An 18605-nucleotide genomic window follows, 5' to 3' on the forward strand; every position below is an offset into this window, starting at 1 on the left:
GCTCGAGACCTGCAAGGCGATCGCGCTGACCGGCTGCTGACCATGGAGCCCACCTTGATCGCCGAGCAGGCGCCCTCCCCCACCGAGATCCCCGAGGTGGCGGCTGCGTCCCGCAGGCAGGAACCGGGTCAGGGCTGGGGACGGACCCAGCCGCCGCGCACCGAAGCGGCCGGAGAGCCAAACGAAAGATGAGACATCCAGCCGGACTAGCCCCGCCTGGGCAGCCAGATCAGCCTGGTCGGCCTGGTCGGCGCCGCCCTGTCGCTGAGCCAACCCTCCTACGGGGTCGGTCTGCTGAGCGAAGACGACCTGGCTGGGCGACGCGCCCTGTTGGAGAGGATCAGCAACGCGCAGGCTAAGCCGAACTGGCCCAGGCACACCGACGCGCTCGCCCTATGCCCAGCGGGGCGGAGGCCCGGCTGAGCGAGCACCGGTGGACCATCGGGAGCGCCTGGCCGAGCGGATATGTACCATCCGCTTAGGCGCAGCGAGGGCGGCCGTGCCCTGATCGAGCTCCAGAACCGGGCGACGCAACTCCAGACCAAGCTCGACCAGATCAGTCGGTGTCAACGGGTCCTCAGTGCCCTCCATGGATCGTTGAGCACTCTGCTGCCCGCTCGGCGCCGACGGCTGGAAGCTGAACAGGCCAGCCTGGACGCCGAACTTAGCGACTGCCGCACACCGGGGCGGCCGATCGTGCAGGATCAGGCGAGGCACTGTGACGAGCCGGTGCCCGCCATGGCGTCGTGGCCTCCCTGCTGCAGCAGCAGCGCGACCTCGAATGCGACTGGGATTCGGCGCACCGCGGAGCGCTTCAGGGATGTCACCAAGGTCACGGCGCGGCGGGCATCCAGCAGACTTTCCACAGGGTGCGCCGTGAGCTCGATGCGATCACCCACAAACCGAACGCCGCGCCGACTTCCCGCCGGACCTGCGTCACGTCGAAGTCCAAGCTGCATCGAGCACGACGGGCGTGGGCGCCAGGCCGCTTCGGCAAAGGCAGGGCAAGCGAAGCAGCCAGCCCTCCCGCGGCCGCCGCGCGCCCCAGTCTCCGCGCGAGCACCGCCGGGACCGGGATGAGACCGACCGGCCGGCACCGGCCCGCTACAGTGACGGTCCGAGTTGGGGCGCTGAGGCGAGACTCGCTTTCCGGGTGAGGACGGCCGTGAGGCGCGTTTGGGCATCCACTGGCGGGCGGCACGCACAGCCAGCAGGGCTCGCCGAGCTCCGGATCAGGTGGGGTGTGCGCGCGCATCCGTCACACGATCACAATGGTCCCAGGGCGTCCAACTGTTCGAGCCACCGCGAGGGAAGGCGCATGACGCAGACCCTGCACGCCCAGCCGGAGACCGATCCACCTCGCCCGCGGCGAGGGCTGCGACGCCGACTCCGCCGCGCGGTCGACATCACCCTGCTCCGCGCCGGATCACCGGTGAGCGGCGCGACCAGCAAGCTCGTCAGGCGCCGGCGCGGCCCCGAGCACGAGGTGCGGCTGGCCCTTGGGCTGGACACCGAATTCCAGCCGGCTCCGCCGTACCTGCGAACTTCGTTCCAGCAGCCGGCGTTTGGCTGCACATCACGTCGGAACGGCTGGGAGCGGCCTGGCCGCAGCCGGGTGGGCGGGCCAGGGCATCCCATGGCACAGCATCCTGGAGCGCCTGCGCCACCAGACCGAGCGCCGCTACGGCATCGCCGTCGACCCGCACCTGACCGGCCGACAGGTCACGGACCTGCTGGCCCGCGTGGTTCGCAGAGCCAACCTGACCCGTGCCGAGCCCGAGCCCGGAACGATCAGCCTGGCCAGCTACGACACCATCATCGCCCACCACGAGCACCTCGCCCTGCCGCCCGGCATCCCAGCCTAGCAAGCAGCCGCCGAGCACCTACTCCAGAAGACCGCCGTTCTGGCCCAGATCACGGCCGGCACCCCAGGCGACACCAACTCGACGCTACGCCATCCACGTGCGCCCGCAACGGCGACCATCTCTCCCCGCCCGACGGCCTCACCGCCGACCAGGCCGAACGGCCCACGCGAGCATCGTTACCCGACGCCCCAGCGGCCACGCCGGAGCTGCGGCAGGCCCTGTGTGCAGAACAGCATCGTCTGCAGTTACAGACCACGAGCAGGCCGATTTACCACCGCGAGGCTGCCCGAGTTCGCCGCCGAACAGAGCGATCTGGCCATGGACGTGGAGCGAGGCCAGGCGGAGATCCCGCACAGGTTTCGTCAGGCCCTGCTACGCCAAAGCGTGGACGCGCAGTGGTGGTCGAGCGTCCCCTCCGAGGAAGTGGGGGCCGTCGAGCGGAGTGTGCCCGAGTAGAGTCGGTATTACCGTGGTCTTCCTGGCCCCCAGCGCAATTCGCCATCGCGAGTCGGGTCAGCACCGCGCCCCGGCCCCTTATGGTGAATCAACGCCAGCTGGACGCTTCCCCTTATGTGCCAACGCTCCGCCGAGCGTTTCGGCTAACCCCGTTCGATCAGCACCTTTATGCACAGGCATGGCCCCTGTGTGCGGTAAGTGTCCGGCAAATGTCCGGCCCGTGACCTAGTCATCGCGCTTCAGATGACCGACCCTGATGCTGGGCTAGTGCCCAAGGGCTAGGCGCCATCGGATCACGCTGAGAGGGTCTTTGCGGATGACATTATTCTTTGCGTGGCCGCGCTAGTCGGCCAACGAGCCAGGGATGTGGACAGCGAGGGAGAGCAGCTGGGCGCATCACGAAGTCACGTTTGTATGAGGTACTGAGCTGATGTTGGTTCTGCGAGTCGCCGTGCTCATTGCGGCGACTATAACGACTGGTCTCGTAGCCGGGGTGTGCGGCCTCTATGCACACACCATCATGCGTGGCCTCGCAGGGACGGACGACCGTACATTTGTCGGCGCGTTTCAGGCCATGGATCGGGCGATCATCAATCCGTGGTTCATGTTCAGCTTCGTGGGCGCGCTGCTCTCAACGGGCCTTGCAGCAGTGCTCCACCTCGGGCAGAACGTCCGCTCGGTGTTGCCATGGCTGCTCGTCGCATTTGTCCTCTACCTGGTTACATTTTGCATCACGATGGCCGTGAACGTACCGCTCAATAATGCTCTCCAGACGGCTGGCGCTCCGGACAGGATCAGGGATCTCGCTGAAGCGCGTCGTCAGTTCAACGAGGCCAAATGGGTTGCCTACAACCTCGTCCGCACGATCACCGCCACCGCAGCGTTCGGTTTCCTCTGCTGGGCCCTATTCATAAGTGGCAGGGTGAGCTGATCCTTCCCTCGGCAGGGGAGGATGCCAGGCCTAGACGAATATTCCTAAGTCTCATTAGTGGTCGTAGGCGACCATGTCCTGTCTCGCTTGATGCTTGACACCTTGATCGTCTGGTGGAGTTGAGTGTCATGGAGCAGCGCTATGACGCGGTCATCGAGGTGCTGGGCGGGGCCAAAGTCACCGACGTGGCCGCCCGGTATGGAGTATCACGCCAGTCGGTGCATACCTGGGTCCGGCGGTATCGCGACGGCGGGCTGGCCGCGCTGGCTGATCGCTCGCATCGCGTTCGAGCGCATCCGATGCAGATCGCGGCAGCGGTCGAGGCGATGATCTGCGAGTTGCAGCGAGCCCACCCGAGCTGGGGACCACGCACACTGGGGTGGGAGTTGGCCCGGCGCGGAGTCGAGCCAGTGCCCTCGCGAACCAGTATCTATCGGGCGCTGGTGCGTAACGACCTCATAAGCGTGCGGGCGCGGCAGCGCAATCGTGAAGAATATGTGCTCTGGGAACGGCCCGGCCCGATGCAGCTGTGGCAGATGGACATCATGGGCGGGCTGCTGTTGTCCGACGGCAGCGAGGCCAAGCTGATCACCGGGGTGGACGACCATTCCCGCTTCTGCGTGATCGCCTCGGTCGTTGCTCGACCGACCGGGAGGCTGGTCTGCGCCGCGTTCGCCGAGGCAATGCGGCGCTTCGGGGTTCCCCTGGAAGTCCTGACCGACAACAACGGCAAACAGTTCACCGCCCGCTTCGGTGGGCCGACGGCCGGTGAGGTGCTGTTCGAGCGGGTCTGCTGGGAGAACGGCATCACCCTGCGGCATACAGCCCCGCGCACCCCGACGACCACCGGGAAGATCGAAGGCTTCCACCAGACGGTGCGCCGCGAGTTGCTGGCCAGCATGCTGCCGTTCGCCGATCTGGACTCCGCCCAGGCGGCGGTGGAAGACTTTGTCGAGCACTACAACACCGCCCGGCCGCATCAGGCGCTGGAGATGGACTTCCCAGCTGACCGCTTCCACTCCGGCCATGACGGTGCTCGCCGGCGCGCCGAGCAGGAGATGCTGCTGCGCCTTCCGGCCAGTCTGGCCCCGGTCGCCCACCCTGCACCCGGTCCGGCCGATCTGGTGGCTGCCGGTCCGCCGGCGGTGCTGTCCGCTCCGGTTCTCACGCCCGTCTTGGACCAGCTGTCGCATCAGGCAATCGAGGTCGATCGGATCGTGCCGGACTCGGGGAATCTGTCCATCGGCGGGCAACAGCTGTGGCTCGGCCCTGACCGGGCGGGCATGCCGATCACGGTGTGGATCAGCACCAGCCATGTGCATGTGTTCACCGTCGGCGGCGGCAGGCTCAAGAGCGTGGCCTCCCGGCTGAGCATTAATACGCTGGCCGCGCTGATCGCCTCGGGTCAGGCCCGACCGGCCCGTCCCGCCCGTCTCGACCCCGTCCACAGCCGGGCCACCACCGAGGTGACTGCAGTCGAGGTCGATCGGATCGTGCCGGACTCGGGGAATCTGTCCATCGGCGGGCAACAGCTGTGGCTCGGCCCTGACCGGGCGGGCATGCCGATCACGGTGTGGATCAGCACCAGCCATGTGCATGTGTTCACCGTCGGCGGTGGCAGGCTCAAGAGCGTGGCCTCCCGGCTGAGCGTCAATACGCTGGCGGCGCTGATCGCCTCGGGTCAGGCCCGACCGGCCCGTCTCGACCCCGTCCACAGCCGGGCCACCACCGAGGTGACTGCGGTCGAGATCGATCGGTTGGTGTCCTCGATCGGCACCGTCAGCCTGTCCGGCCGGGCGTTGAGCATCGGCGCCTATCTGGCTGGCCAGCGGATCACTTTGCGGCTGGACGGCATCACTGCCCAGGTCATGAACGACCAACGGCAACTGCTGCGCGCTGTGGCCTGCCCGCTTCCGCTGGCCGAGTGTGTCACCCTACGGGGTGCCCGGCGAGCAGGGCCGCCACCGGCCGCGCCAACCGAGCCGGTGACCGTCCGACGAGTGGTCTCCTGCCGCGGCGGGTTCCAAGTCGTCGGGCAGAAGATTCAGGTCGGCCGCGTCCACGCCCGCAAGATTCTCGAGGTGACCGTGGATGACACTCACATCACCGTGCACGACAACGGTGAGCCGCTGCGCATCGTGCCTCGAACCACTACCCAGGAGATCACCCGGACCAAGTCCAGCGCGCATACTAAGAAGCGAAAGATCGACCAGGAGTGTCAAGCGTCATCCGATGCCATTGCGTCAATCATCAAGTGAAACTAGACAGGTCGTAGGCGATCAGCGGCCGGGTGATCGCTGGCCTGTTGCGCGCTTATGCTTGCCGATCACTGGTGAAGGACGCATCCTGTCTGGCTATCTCGATCCTGCCCCGGCTCGATAACGCGGCTGGCCGTTCGGTTGTTTGCAAGGGCCTAGACCCCCCGCCGCCAGGTGGGGTTCGCGTTCCGCCCCCAGCAGCCGGGACCGGCTACCGGGCTGGGCGGGCGATCAGCGCCTCTACGCCGTCTAGCAGGAGGTCGAGGCCGAACCGGAAGTCGGCGTCCTCCGTCCAGCCGGTCGAGTCGCGGAGCAGGCTTGAGCGCATCATGGCTGACAGCGCCGGGTACATCGCGGGGTCCAGGACCTCCGTGAGGATCTCGCCGTACTCGGCGGCTCCCTTAACCTCGGCCGCGGGCTCCTTACCACTGGCGCCGAGCGAGTGCGTGAGTGTGGCGTCGGTGAGGGCGTAGCCGGCCAGCACTGTGGCTACATTGAACCTCTGGCCGTCATCCAGCCCGGTACCGGACAGCGCGTCCAGGGCCCGGTCAAGCCAGAGCAGGCGCCGCGGGCCCATGGGCGGGGTGCTGTGGCGCAGATCCAGCAGCCACGGCCGAGACAGCAGGAGGTCGCGGGTGAGCCGGGTCCACGTGGCGAGGTAGGCGCGCCAGGACAGGTTCTCGCGTTCGGGGGGTGGGGGCACGGCACTGTCCGCCATGATTGTCAGCAGGTCGTCCTTGCTGCCGACATACCGGTAGAGCGCCATCGGAGCGACGCCTACCCGGGCGGCGAGGTTGCTCATGGAGACGGCGGCCAGCCCCTCGGTGTCGGCGATCTCCATGGCGGCCATAGTGATCGTGGCCAGGTCAAGGCGCGGCCTCGGGCCCCTGCGCGTGGTGGGTTCGCGGCCCCACATCCGCGCCACGACGGGTGGCAGCTCTGCCATCGAACATCCTCTCGTGGGGTTGGAATCTGTGTACGTCCTATAGTATAAGAATCGTGTATGTCGTACAGAGTAGGCTGTACATAGTTAGGGAGGCGTCATGGAGATCCGTACGTTCGCACCGAGCGACCGCGCCGAGCTGCGCGAGCTGTTCGAACGAGTGGGCGAGGGTGCTCCCACGGCGTCGTTGTGGGGGCACGCGGACTCGGAGGCGGCCGTCTACCTGGACCCATACATGGAACTGGAGCCGGAATCGCTCTTCGTCGCCGTCGCCGGGGGCGCCCTGGTGGGCTATCTGACGGGATGCCTCGACAGCGCGAGATTTCCCGGGGAGAGCGAGCGCATGGAGAAGGCGATGCGGACCTACCGGCTGGTCTTCCGACCCAGGCCCGCGGCCTTCTTCGCGCGCAGCCTGGCCGATCTAGCGTGGGCCGCGGTCCGCAAGGAGCCCGGCGCCGGCGAATTCGCCGACGTCAGGTGGCCCGCGCATCTGCACATCAACGTGGCACCCGAGGCGCGAGGGACAGGTGCCGCCGACGGACTGATGAGTCGATGGCTTGACCGGCTCCGGAAGGCTGGATCTCCCGGCTGCCACCTGCAGACCCTGGTCGAGAACACCCGGGCGGTGCGGTTCTTCAAGCGCATGGGCTTCGCCGAACACGGCCCGGCACCATTGGTGCCCGGCCTCCGGCACGAGGGCCGACGGGTCCACCAGCGGACCATGATCTGGAGCGTCGGCCGCGCTGCCGAGGAGGCGGAGGCCAGAGCGCGGACGTCCGCCAAGCTTCAATAGTCCCGGGCCGCATCGCCACCATCGGTCGTATGGGCGGCGGGCGGGGACCCGGGTGCGCCCACCGATGACGAGCCAAAGCAGTGACGATCAGCGCGCCCATGGCTGAGTGCTGGGCTGGTCCCTGGGAGTCCTCGTAGGCATTGGTCTTGGTGGGTCATCACCGGAAGGGCCGCAGGGCTGAACTCGGCAAACGCAGGTCTCTCGAACCAGGATCGGGACAGCCAACCACTGCCTGCCCGCGAGCGCAGCCCTCAAGAAACTAGGACAATGTCGCACGCACGCCGCGTGGGAGGCCCCGATACGGCCTTCCGCTCCCGAGCGAAGCCCCAGCCGCCGGGTGGCTACGGGATGGCGGTGGCTGCTGTGTGTCCGGCGTGTTGGTAACAGACGGCATCTTGAGGTACACGCGCGGATGTCCGTGCGACCTGCGCTGCCAGGGCCCGGCGACGGACACCCTGCTGGCGGCGCCATGAGCGAACCCGGAGTGATGATCACCGCCCATGACCGTAGCGCCAAACTCGTCGAGCACGGCAACAAGTCGACGCCATGCTCGGCGCGCACGAGCGCACGCGCGAGCAGATCGCCGACCACGAGCAGCGCCTGCGGGCCGCGGTGCGCTGGCGCTACGCCCTCCCGTTGTCACGGCTGCTGGGCACACTGTCAGCGGTGCTCACCTTGGCTGGCCTCGTTCAGTACCCCCGCGAGACCCCGACTTCCCCGCCCGACGGGGAGGCCGGGATTCTACGCCGGGGGTAGCGGTCACGGCCATGACGCCGAAGAATGTTCGCCATGGACGCGACCGACCGAGCGATTCTTAGACGGCTTCAGCGGGACGGCAGGCAAACCAACAAGGAGCTGGCCGACTCGGTGGGGATCGCGGCTTCGACCGCGCTGGAGCGCACGCGCGCGCTGCGCGAACGAGGGGTCATCACCGGGTACCACGCCGCGACGAACCTGGCCGCGCTCGGGCGCAGCGTACAGGCGCTAATCGGGGTCCGGATCAGGCCCCAGTCCAGGGAGACGATCGAGGCGGTGCTCGACAGCGTGGCGCAGCTCCCGGAGACGCTCACGGTCTTCGTGGTGACCGGCAACGAGGACATCCTGATCCACGTCGCGGTGCCGGGCACCCCGTACCTGCGCGACTTCGTCCTGGACCACCTAGCGAGGCGCAAGGAGATCGTCGACGTCAGGACCACAGTCGTCTACGAGCACTTCGTGCGGACGGAGCAGGCCGAGATCGACGCCAATTCTCCGGCCCGGAGGGCTTCCAGTCGCAGAAAATTCGAGCGCCCCGACGATTGAGCCACAGGTAAGTCTCATAGGTTCGGCCAGGGTCGGCTGAACCGAAGATCCGCTCGATACAGAGGACGGCGGCCGAAGACCTTGCCTACCCTCCGCTCGTGACAACGATGAACATACCGACCGGTTCGCGCATGGTCTTGGCGGCGGCGGTCCTGTGGGGGACGGTCGGTCCGGCTCAAGTGCTCGCGGGGAGCGAAGCGTCCCCGATGGCACTCGGAGGCGCGAGGCTGCTCGGGGGTGGCATCCTGCTGTCCCTGCTGTCCCTGCTGTCCCTGCGAGGCGGCTCCGCCGTGCGGCTGATGCGCCGGGCGCCCTGGCCCCTGCTGGCTGCCGCAGCCGCCACCGGAATTTTCCAGGCGGCGTTCTTCTTCTCCGTCGCCCGAACGGGCGCGGCCCTGGCCACGGCCGTAGCACTCGGCGTCACCCCAGTGGCGACCGGGATTGTCGACCGTATGACGGGCAGTAGGTCGCCCCTAGGGCGGGCCTGGCTGGGCGGCACGGCTGCCTCTGTGACCGGATGCGCGCTCCTTCTGCTCCCCGGCGGCTCCTCGTCCGCCGATCCCCTCGGCGTCCTGCTGGCCGTGGTGGCCGGAGTCTGCGGTGCCGTCTACACCGTGGCGGCCAAGCACCTCGCCGACACCGGCGCCGACATGGTCACCGCCGTGTCCCTCACCCTCCTGGTCGGCGGAGTCCTGTTCACTCCGTGGCTCGTGATCGAGGCAGAAGCCCTGGTCACCCGCGCGTCCCTGCTGCTCATCGCCTGGCTCGCGCTCGCGGCCACCGTGCTGGGCTACATGCTGTTCGTCCACGGGCTGCGCCGCATCCCGGCCTCGGCCGCAGGCACTCTCAGCTTGGCCGAGCCCATGGTCGCCGCCGTCCTGGGGCTGACGGTCCTCGGTGAAACCCTGAGCCCAGCCGCGCTTGCGGGCTTCCTGCTCCTATTCGGCGGCCTTGCTGCGGTCGCTTTAGGGGGTGTTTCACAGTCTGCTCCCGTAGCGAGCAGCGGCTGCACTCACTCGCCGCCCTGATCCTGCCTCCGTGCTTCGTGGCCCCGGCGATCAGGATGTAGCGCTTCTGCTCCACCGACAGTTTCGCCTTGCGGCCGCCGGCGTGGGTGAAGCAGTCCAGGAGCTTGGTGCGGGCGTCCAGCTCGACCAGCAGGGAAGCGATCGGTACGAACGGCAGCATCCCCGACAGCTCCTCCCGTAGTTCCTTGGCCTCGGCCGGGATGTCCTCGGCCGACAGCGGCGCTGGATTGCGGCAGGTCACGGGATGGGTGCGATGCCGGGCTACAACGCGTTCAGCAGTTGGCCCAGGATGTGCCACATGCGCCGGTGATCAGCGACCTGGATCGCCTCCACAGTGCCACGAGTAGCGCCCCCGGCATGGCGCCAGTCAGGTCCCGGCAGTTGATCTCGGACTCTGGAGTGGACCCTTGACCAAGCGACTAAGGTGTCGGCCCGCCCAGACCCTTACTGCCACGACCGTAACGGCTGCTCAGACCGGGGGGCCTGCTCAACGAACGTTGACTCTTCGACCTCGAGTTCAGACTCGGAGTTGACCTGCCTTGTTCATGGCGTGAAGAGTGTCGGAGACTCCGGATTCGAAGGGGCGCGCGCTCCAGCCAAGCTCACGACTTGCACGGCCAGCATCCGGTCTCACCTCGTGGGTTAGAAAGGCCAGTTCTCCTCTGGAGACCAAGGGTGGTTTGTTGGTGACGCTCGCGAGAACTTCGCCAGCCTCGGAGATGGCGCGGGCCAGCCACCGCGGCACCATGCGTGGCAGGTTGGCGTTCGGCCACGAGTCGCGCACGATGTGGGCGACCTCGGTCAAGCTCAGATACCGCTCGCTAGCAATGTAGCGACTCCCTACTGCTGAATGCTCGACCGCCAGATGTAAGCGCGCGCAGTCGGTGGCGTGCACCACAGGAAGCCCTCCGGGAATGAGCACCGGGACTTTGTTCGTTGCGAGACCGACCAGCAGTTGGTTGAGACCCGGTGTGATGACTGGAGCCGGTCCGTAGACGCCGGCCGGATGAACGAAGCGAGCAGGAAGCCCAGCATCGAGTGCCGCCACGACGAGGCGATCCGCTGCCTGCTTCGACCGCTCGTAATACGTGGCCTTAGGGCGCGCGTCGATTCGTGTCTCATCAAATGTGCCGTGCGAGGGCCACTCAAAGACGTCGATCGTGCTGGTGTAGACGAATGCCTGAACGCCTGCCTCCAGCGCGGCGTAGATAGCGTTTCGAGTGCCTCCCACGTTGACCCGTTCGAAGATCTCTGTGTCACGATGCCACTGCTCTGGCAACCCAGAGGCATGGAACACCGCTGTTACACCGGCAGTGGCTTGACGGACCGCGGCGAGATTGGTGATATCTCCTTCGACCAGTTCAACCCCGGCTGGAAGTATCGCTCGTGCACGCGAGGCCGACCGCACCAATGCGCGGACAGGGCGTTGCCGGGTGAGGAGTTCGGTGACAATCGCGCTTCCGACATTGCCGGTAGCGCCTGTGACGAGTGTGGTCATTGCAATCTCCAAGATTGAACGCAACGGATTCGGGGTGAAGACCGTTGCTCGGAATGGCCGAATCGTCGGGGGAAGTGAGCCATGAGGCCACATGGCTCGTGCTTACGTGATCGAGCACGGGGGTAGAGCCGACCGTCTCAGGATCCCCGGCGAATGGATAACGCATGGACCTGCTCGGACAGCTGTATCGGTTGGTCATCGCCGTCTTGAGACCGAAGCGGTCGTGTCACGCTTGGAAACGGAAACCAGATACAGGACCGGCTGGGTGATCGGCAACCCCATGAGCGTGTGCCGTAACTTCGGCGCCCGTGAGCACGAGGATAGCGCTCACCATGTCGTTGCGGTCTTGCAGAGTTGCACCGTAGATGACGATCGCCGCTGTGTTGATGAAACCGGCCGCAAGAGAGTTTCGCCAAAGCAGTTGACCTTTAGGCATGTACAGCTCACACGTGCCCCTTGACGTTCGGCCATAGCTGAACCACGCCCACCCATGGTCGAACTTCGCCCATTCTCGGCCACCGGAAAGTCGCCTCTGACTGGGCTCGCGCCTTCGATCTCCCATGTCGAAACCCCGCTGCGGTGTCGAATGACCAAGCCCTGCGCTGCGCGATCTTGCGTGTGATGACTGACGAACCGACGGCGCAGCGACTGGCCAACCTCGGCGCCGCAGCATGCTTGCTCCGGCGACGTCGGCCAGTCCCATGGCGCCCCCTGACATCGATGGGGCGACGACGTGGCATGGCTGTCTCCCCCGTCGCTGCGCTCTGTAGTGGTCGGTTCAGGTCGACTCCTGGCCGTGCTCCTCGATGGCAGCGGCAATCCCGTCGAGGATGATGGTGAGTCCATAGCGAAACTCTGGATACGCTTCGCCTGGTACGCGCGATGAGTCTGAATTGCTTTCGAATGGTTCGCCTCGAAACAGCTGTGCGGCGTGGGGATACTCCGCCGGATCAACCAGCGCCGCCATGGCCGCGCTGTACTGTAGTTCGGTTTCGGTGCGGGTTTGCCTTTTATCTGTCCTACCTCGATCAAGGCTGGCCTGGACTTGTGCGAAGCTGCGAACGTAGTTGCCGAGCATCGCGAGGATGGCGAGCTTGCGCTTGGCGTCCAGGCCGGTCTTACACATTGCCGCGAGGAAGCCGTCCATCCAGGAGATAGCGTTCGGCCCTCCGGGTGGCGAGGTCACCGGAAGCTGGCTCAGCCACGGATGGGCGGCATAGACCTGTATTTGAGCGTGAGCCCACTTCCAGAGTCCATCGCGCCACGACTCGTCGTCTGAGTCACAAGCTGGCGGCCGTCCTGATGCCAGGTCGCCCATCAGGACGTAGAGCTCACTTGCAGATCCGACGTACTTGTAGAGCGACATCGTCGTGACGCCCAGGACGGCGGCAAGTTTGGGCAGGCTGACCGCAGCGAGGCCGGCATCGTCTGCCAGATCAACGGCAGCTTGGACCACGATGTCTACCGACAGACTGGCCGGTCTTCCACGCACCGATCCGGAGGGCAGCCGCCACAGGCGCCTCAGATCTGGCGGGATCCCCTTGTCGCTCACTGGAGCATCCTAGGCTGGGCGCGATTAGTGTGACTTCTATACTATATACCTTAGAGGGCGATTCATAGCAGGCACGCGATCTAGGTGGTGCAGAGACTGGGCCGGAACGCCGCACAGGTACTCGCGTTACGGATCGTCGAAGTCTGCACGAAGGAGGGCAGAGTGCGACAGGCCTCGACCACGTCGGTACCCTCTTTCAGCTCTGGCAAGCTGCCCTACCGCCCGAAGGATCGGTTTCCGCTTCCTGTCGCAACCGCTCCTGGACTCCCCACGGTCAACGACGTCTGATGGACTCAGCTCCGACACTGAAACGCACCCACCTGATGGTCGTTCAGTCGTTGGCTTGGCCAGTGGAACACGGCCCAGATCTCGATTTGAGTCGGTAGCGATTTCCCTTCAGACTGATGACCTCAGCGTGAAGGACGAGCCGGTTGATCATGGCCGCGGCGACCACATCATCGCCACAGACCTCGCTCCATCGGCCGAAGGGCGTGTTCGAGGTCATCAGCGAGGCTCGCTCGTATCAGGATGAGACGAACTGGGAACAGGCTCGCGGCCTCGGGCTCGAACGGGATGTAGTTCACCTCATTCAACGGTCAACAACGGGGGATACGGCAACCGGACGAGTTCGTCCTGCAGCCGCCTGGCATGAGGGGGCATCAGCAGACGGCCGACCCACTCGGCGGCGGTGGCGAACAGCACCCGGTCGCCCGCTTGGCAAGCTCGGATGCCCAGCCCGATCTACAGGTGTGTTTCGCCGGTGCCGGGCAGCCAGAGAAAGACCCGCCAGGAGCGACACCATCGCGGCCAGATCAGCCGCCAACCGATCAACCGGGCGGTACTCACTCCCGCGGTGATGCCGCTGGTTGGCCCGCTCCAACCATCCGTCAGTTGGGTGTTGAAGTCGGCCGGGCAGGGAGGAGGTTTCCAGATAGCCGTTTGCCGCACGGCCAGACCTTTGACTTCCGGGTCGGCTGGCCGGCACTGGACGATAGTGATGCCCAGGCTGCCGCGGATGACGTTCATCGCAGCCGTCAGCTGCGGCCTACCGCCCCGCCACCGGCCGACCACGGAATCGTTGTCCCAGACCAGCGTCTTGGGGACCGCACCGAGCCTGGTCAGCAACGCCCACTGCCCGGGCGATCAGATCAAGGGCTTGGGCGGGCAGCATTCAGGCGTTGATGACCCTCGAGTATCCGGCCACCATCAGCACCGGCGTTCGTCCGACCTGCCCGAACCCGAACGGGATATCGACCGGCGGGAACCACAGATCACACTGGGCCAGCTCGCCCGGGCGAAAGTTGGTTCGTGAAGCCGGACCGGCGAGGTGGGATCGGTGTATACCCCGATCCCACCCTGTGGGGGCTGGCGTGCAGTGCGACTTGCCGCGCCCGGATTCATCCCGCATTGACGGCGCCACCCCCGATCATCTCTGCCTGCAAGCCGGGTGGCAGTCGCCTCGGCGAGTGCTTCTCAGGCTGCTCTGCTCTTCGACATCGGCGACAACTCCAGTTCTTCCTGCGCCAGCGATGTCGGTCCGAGCAAAGCGCCCAGCATCTCTACCGCCGTGCCTGCCTTCTCCGGCTGCAACGTCCGATCCGGGTGTAGCTCGCCAAGGAGCACGACCAGGTAGTCGTTAAGGTGGCGAAAGTTGTGCTCCGCAGCAGCGGCGTTGAGTCGCTTCTTCAGCTCCAGATCTGGCCGGAACGTTGTCGTCGAGCGCTCACCTTTGTGAACCTGTGGCATCGCGCAGCCTTTCTGTCGCTGGTGGTCACGAAACGTAGCGGAAACTGAATCTGATCGCGAGTACTTGGAGTGGTGGACATCTGGTGTGTCTCAACGAGCTGATTGATGTCTGCAGTGGTCTGCGTTGCGTCTCGTGCGGCAGCTCATCGCTGGCCACGGTCGCGAGCGGGTCTCCGTTGCTGTGCAACAGCATAGAAGCTGTGTACCTCGGCGAGGGGAGGAACCGTGGCGATGGTCGAAGAACCGCCGAGCTACCACTCGATGTCATTGCTTGCTAGTGTCATCCGCCCGAAATTCGTCGGCAATGTTTGGCGAGAGATTCGAGGAGCTCTTCGGCCGTCGTGGTCCATACGAAGGGTTGGGGTCGGAATTCCAGCGGTCCATCCAGGCGCGGAGGTCGCCCTCCAGAGACTGGACGCTCTTGCGCACTCCTGGGCGGATGAGCTGGTCGGTCAGGTAGCCGAACCAGCGCTCGACCTGGTTGATCCGGGGAACCGGTCGGAATGAAATGCATGTGGAAGCGGGGATGGCGCACTAGCCAGGCCTTGATCGTCGGCGTCTTATGGGTGTCGTAGTTGTCGCAGATCAGGTGAACATCGAGTTCGGCTGGCGCCGTTCTGTCGAGGGTGCCAGGAACTTGTTGAAGTCGGCTGCGCGGTGCTGGTGGTGCAGTTCACCGATGGCACTCCCGTCGGCGACGTTGAAGGGGGCCGTGGCCGAGCAGGCCTGCACCGACGCCGAGCGGGCCGCTGCCGAGTCGGCGCGGCTGCGCGACGAACTCGCCACGCTCACCCCGCGGGCGAATGATCGGCGGGTCCTGAACGGCGTCGTGTCGAAGATCCGTACCGATGTGGCCTGGCGCGACGTGCCGCCGCGGAACCGGCCCTGGCAAGGTGTGTGTACACGCGGGTTCGATGCTGGCTTCGGACCGCACGTTCACCGCGATGCGGCCAGGCGGTGCAGGCCGAGACGGGCGCGGCGGGGAGATCGCGGGGAGATCAACTCTAGCTGGTGGTGCATTCCACCATCGTGCGGGCGCATCAGCATGCGGGCGGTGGTCGAAGGGGCGCCGGGCGGGCCAGAACACGGATCACGCCCTCGGTCGATCCTGTGGTGACCTGGCGGCAAGATCCACGCGATGGAGGAGGACGGCCGCCGGCGTTTCTAAAGGACCGGCGGGGACGCAGGCGCTGCACAGTGGAGCGCATTCTGGCCGCCATCGGGTGCCGGTCCCGCCGCATGAGCTGGCGGCGAGGGCGCCAGCACTCGCAAGATCCGCAGATCTCTGCGCCACGCTAGGCAGCGCGCCCACCGTCCCCGAACGCCCCGACCAGCTCGCCGGCAGCGCCCACTACCAGCGCCGTAGCGATTGTCGATCGCTGCTACAACCGACTCAAGCAGTTCCGCGGTCTGGCCACCCGCTTCGACAGGACCCTCGAGTTCTGCACTGCGGTTGTCACCTTCATATGCCGGGATGCTCTGCCTGTGATCTCTGGAAGAGGCGTCCCGGGAACGCGGGGCCAGGTCGATCGTGTGAATAACCGTACAGTGCCCCTCCAGGCAGAAGGGGGTACGCAAATCTCAGGTCAAATTATCGTGCCAGCTCGCCAGGAAACGCAGGGCTTCCTCAGTGCGCGAGCCCGCTTCGGCCAGGTAGGTGATCAAGACCTGGTCCTCGTCATCTCCGGGACGCAGGCTGTCGTAGTCGAGCACGAGCTCGCCCACCAGCGGATGGTCAAGCACGTTGCGGCCGATAGAACGCTCCTTGACTTCGTACTCCGCCCACAGACGGCGGAAGTCGCCGCTCTTCATGGACAACTCGCCCACGAGCGCCGCCAGCTCGCGGTCGTCAGGATGCCGGCCGGCGTTGAGCCGCAGGAACGCCACGGTCTCCCGGGCCTTGTGCTCCCAGTCGCGGAACAGGGCCCGGATGTCCTCGTCGAGGAAGACCAGGCGGGCGCAGTTGAGCTCGCCCAGTGGGGGCGTGGGCTGGTTCCAGAACAGAAGAGCCGCCAGGCGGTTGCAGGCCAGCATCTCGGTCCTTCTGCCCAGCACGAAGGCGGGGGTATGGGTGAACGCGTCGAGCACCCGCCGCAGTGTCGGTCGCACGTCATGCGCTGCTCCCGTACTACGCACCGGTTCTACCTCTGGCGACGCGGCCTCCGCAACGCCAGCCTCGGAGGCGCTCCGACAATGGGGATCGGGAGTATCGGTCGCGGTAGCGCCGAGGGAGGAGGGGCTCGAGGTCTGGGGCGAGGCCACCTCAACACGTGGGTCACGAGCCGCCGTCCCGGGCATGTCAGGCTTACCGCAGGTGCCGTCCACGCCCGGTGTCCCGGACGGGGTGGGGTCGCCGCGCGCCCCGTCTACGGCTGGGGTATCGAGCAGATCAGGGGTTCCGGCCGGGGGCGCGGCACCTGGAGCCCTGGGGGAGGCGAGGGTGCCCGGGGTGCCGGGATGGTCGGGGGCGTCCGAGGTCCTGGGCGGGGGTTGGTGATGGGACGGTGAGGTGCGGCGCTGACGGGCGAGGTCACGCAAGTGCGCGTGTTCGGTCTCGTTCAGCTCCAGCACGCGGGCGACCGCGCCCAGCACCTCGTCGGAGACGTTCCCGACGCGCCCCTGTTCCAGCCGGACGTAGTACGGCACGCTGATTCTGGCGAGGAGCGCGACCTCTTCCCTGCGCAGGCCGGCCACCCGGCGGCGTTCACCGTACGTCTGGAGGTCAACGTCCTCGGGCCGAACCCGAGCGCGCCGCGAACGCAGGAACTCACCCAGCTCTTTACTAACCGCCATGACCCCATTGTGGGATATGCCCATCAAAGCCTCCTAACCCTGCCAGTACCACCCTCAGCAGTGCCCTGGCTGGTTTTGACCAGCCTGAGCAGCATGGGTGTCATGAACAAACGCACTGCAGTCATCACCGGCGCCTCTTCAGGCATCGGCGCTGCCATCGCCAGAAAGCTCGCTGCACAGGGTGCCGGCGTGGCGCTCGTCGCCCGCCGAAAGGACCGGCTCGACGCCCTGCGTGAGGAACTTGGGGGCGAGGTCGTCGCCGTCGCGGCCGACCTGTCCAGGCAGGAGGAGGTCGCTGCGATGGCCAGACAGGTGAGCGAGACGCTGGGCCGCGTTGACCTCGTGGTGAACGCGGCGGGGATCCTGCTGCCCGGCATGCTCGACGGCGAGGAAGCGCCGGCCGAGTGGCGCAGCCAGCTCGACCTGAACGTCTCCGGGCTGTTGCACGTCTTCCGTGCGTTCTTGCCCGACCTCCAGGCCGCTGCCGCAGACGGCGGCTCCGCGGACCTGGTCAACATCTCCTCGATCTCCGCCTCCAGGATCGAGCCCGGTGCGGCCGTGTACGCGGCCACTAAGGCGGCGGTGAGTCACCTGTCAAGAAACATGCGAAACGAGCTCGCGCCACACAGCATTAGGGTCACCAACGTCGAGCCCGGCGTGGTCGCTACCGAGCTGTTGTCCGGCTCCGAGCTCGGGGTGGCCTGGCTGAAGGACATGAAGACCAGGATCGACCCGCTGGAAGCCGCCGACCTGGCCGAGGTCGTCGTCTTCGCGGTGAGCAGGCCGGCGCATGTCAGCCTCCCTGAACTCACTGTGATGCCCACTCGCCAGGTCTGACTGTACTGACCACAGAGGCTGACTACGGGCGACACACCAGCTCGATGCGGATGTTGAATGAAGGAGGGCCTCCAGGGTTCGGTGGATTGCGATGTGACCGAGTTTCCGGAGGCCCTCATGCCCGCCCATGGCCCTACTGACCGAGAAGGACGGCATCGCCTGGCAGGTGTCAGCGAGCACTGAGCCGTTCCCGGTGTCGGTGAACACAGCCCCACGATGGGATGACTCGCTCTCGGCGGTAGGGCGTGCAGATATGGTCGGCTGGTCCAGCCGCCTCCGCCGTAACATCGCTGGACGCCGCTCGACGATGGTGACTGGCTCGGTCGGCCGACCTACGGAGGTCGAGCGGGCACCGCTGCAGCAGTGGGCGCGACCGCCCCGTCCCGCAGATGTTGGTGATGCGCCAAGTTCGCCGCTGGGAGGAATGCGAAGAAGGTCGACCGTCCTTGAGCTCCAGTCTTTCCAACGCCAGGAGCCTCCATCGGTGCCAACCCGTTCAATCTGGCCGGTGTGGTGTCGATTTCTCTGGCTGCGGCTCGACCTGTGTGTGTAAGAGGCCACCAGCGCCGCGCAGTCGCATGAAAGGCAAGGACGATGTCCACT

16 protein-coding genes and 1 pseudogene are annotated in these 18605 nt (G+C 66.3%); 7 read left to right on the plus strand and 10 right to left on the minus strand.

What is annotated here, in order from left to right; all coding sequences use genetic code 11:
• Window positions 1–704: 704 nt before the first annotated feature.
• Window positions 705–899: a hypothetical protein gene (locus ACIBH1_RS44955; RefSeq protein ID WP_397320242.1), complete on the minus strand. Its 195-nt coding sequence runs from the start codon at window positions 897–899 to the stop codon at window positions 705–707.
• A 666-nt stretch (window positions 900–1565) separates the two neighbouring features.
• Between ACIBH1_RS44955 and ACIBH1_RS44960 the strand changes: the two genes are divergently transcribed.
• The 3 genes from ACIBH1_RS44960 to ACIBH1_RS44970 all read left to right on the plus strand — a co-directional run bounded on the left by ACIBH1_RS44960 (window position 1566) and on the right by ACIBH1_RS44970 (window position 5510).
• The gene (locus ACIBH1_RS44960; protein WP_397320243.1) at window positions 1566–1865 is read left to right on the plus strand and encodes a hypothetical protein; all 300 of its coding nucleotides are present in this window, start codon (window positions 1566–1568) and stop codon (window positions 1863–1865) included.
• Window positions 1866–2751: 886 nt separating this feature from the next.
• Entirely contained in the window at window positions 2752–3252 is a 501-nt protein-coding gene (locus ACIBH1_RS44965) for a DUF1772 domain-containing protein (protein WP_397320244.1), read from the plus strand.
• 128 nt (window positions 3253–3380) lie between these two features.
• Window positions 3381–5510 carry an IS481 family transposase gene (locus ACIBH1_RS44970; protein ID WP_397320245.1) on the plus strand — a complete coding sequence of 710 codons (2130 nt, stop codon included), beginning with the start codon at window positions 3381–3383 and terminating at the stop codon, window positions 5508–5510.
• 211 nt (window positions 5511–5721) lie between these two features.
• On the opposite strand, the gene ACIBH1_RS44975 is transcribed toward ACIBH1_RS44970, so the two are convergent.
• Window positions 5722–6456 carry a TetR/AcrR family transcriptional regulator gene (locus ACIBH1_RS44975; protein ID WP_397320246.1) on the minus strand — a complete coding sequence of 245 codons (735 nt, stop codon included), beginning with the start codon at window positions 6454–6456 and terminating at the stop codon, window positions 5722–5724.
• Between the two features lie 97 nt (window positions 6457–6553).
• Here ACIBH1_RS44975 and ACIBH1_RS44980 point away from each other — a divergent pair, with 97 nt between their 5' ends.
• The 3 genes from ACIBH1_RS44980 (at window position 6554) to ACIBH1_RS44990 (ending at window position 9576) form a co-directional block, all read left to right on the plus strand.
• Complete coding sequence (locus ACIBH1_RS44980; RefSeq protein WP_397320247.1) at window positions 6554–7246, plus strand: GNAT family N-acetyltransferase; 693 nt, start codon at window positions 6554–6556, stop codon at window positions 7244–7246.
• A gap of 789 nt (window positions 7247–8035) precedes the next feature.
• Entirely contained in the window at window positions 8036–8548 is a 513-nt protein-coding gene (locus ACIBH1_RS44985; RefSeq protein WP_397320248.1) for an Lrp/AsnC family transcriptional regulator, read from the plus strand.
• Window positions 8549–8679: 131 nt separating this feature from the next.
• Entirely contained in the window at window positions 8680–9576 is an 897-nt protein-coding gene (locus ACIBH1_RS44990) for an EamA family transporter (protein ID WP_397320255.1), read from the plus strand.
• A gap of 517 nt (window positions 9577–10093) precedes the next feature.
• On the opposite strand, the gene ACIBH1_RS44995 is transcribed toward ACIBH1_RS44990, so the two are convergent.
• The 8 genes and pseudogenes from ACIBH1_RS44995 to ACIBH1_RS45030 all read right to left on the minus strand — a co-directional run.
• Window positions 10094–11074, minus strand: coding sequence for an NAD-dependent epimerase/dehydratase family protein (locus ACIBH1_RS44995; RefSeq protein ID WP_397320249.1), 981 nt, complete (start codon window positions 11072–11074; stop codon window positions 10094–10096).
• A 778-nt stretch (window positions 11075–11852) separates the two neighbouring features.
• Window positions 11853–12626 (minus strand): TetR/AcrR family transcriptional regulator, encoded by a 774-nt coding sequence (locus ACIBH1_RS45000; protein ID WP_397320250.1) that lies wholly within the window; start codon window positions 12624–12626, stop codon window positions 11853–11855.
• A gap of 331 nt (window positions 12627–12957) precedes the next feature.
• Window positions 12958–13134 carry an ATP-binding protein gene (locus ACIBH1_RS45005; protein ID WP_397320256.1) on the minus strand — a complete coding sequence of 59 codons (177 nt, stop codon included), beginning with the start codon at window positions 13132–13134 and terminating at the stop codon, window positions 12958–12960.
• A gap of 233 nt (window positions 13135–13367) precedes the next feature.
• Window positions 13368–13751, minus strand: coding sequence for a hypothetical protein (locus ACIBH1_RS45010; protein ID WP_397320251.1), 384 nt, complete (start codon window positions 13749–13751; stop codon window positions 13368–13370).
• A 348-nt stretch (window positions 13752–14099) separates the two neighbouring features.
• Complete coding sequence (locus ACIBH1_RS45015; protein WP_397320252.1) at window positions 14100–14372, minus strand: hypothetical protein; 273 nt, start codon at window positions 14370–14372, stop codon at window positions 14100–14102.
• A gap of 585 nt (window positions 14373–14957) precedes the next feature.
• Window positions 14958–15164: a hypothetical protein gene (locus ACIBH1_RS45020; protein ID WP_397320253.1), complete on the minus strand. Its 207-nt coding sequence runs from the start codon at window positions 15162–15164 to the stop codon at window positions 14958–14960.
• Between the two features lie 789 nt (window positions 15165–15953).
• Window positions 15954–16481: a hypothetical protein gene (locus tag ACIBH1_RS45025; RefSeq protein ID WP_397320257.1), complete on the minus strand. Its 528-nt coding sequence runs from the start codon at window positions 16479–16481 to the stop codon at window positions 15954–15956.
• Window positions 16482–16967: 486 nt separating this feature from the next.
• Window positions 16968–17189 (minus strand): annotated as a pseudogene (locus tag ACIBH1_RS45030) (hypothetical protein); the annotation flags it as partial.
• Window positions 17190–17267: 78 nt separating this feature from the next.
• On the opposite strand from ACIBH1_RS45030, the gene ACIBH1_RS45035 reads away from it, so the two are divergent.
• Entirely contained in the window at window positions 17268–18002 is a 735-nt protein-coding gene (locus tag ACIBH1_RS45035; RefSeq protein ID WP_397320258.1) for an SDR family oxidoreductase, read from the plus strand.
• The last annotated feature ends 603 nt before the right edge of the window (window positions 18003–18605 follow it).

This window comes from Nonomuraea sp. NPDC050663 (genome assembly GCF_044456985.1).
Lineage (GTDB): Bacteria > Actinomycetota > Actinomycetes > Streptosporangiales > Streptosporangiaceae > Nonomuraea.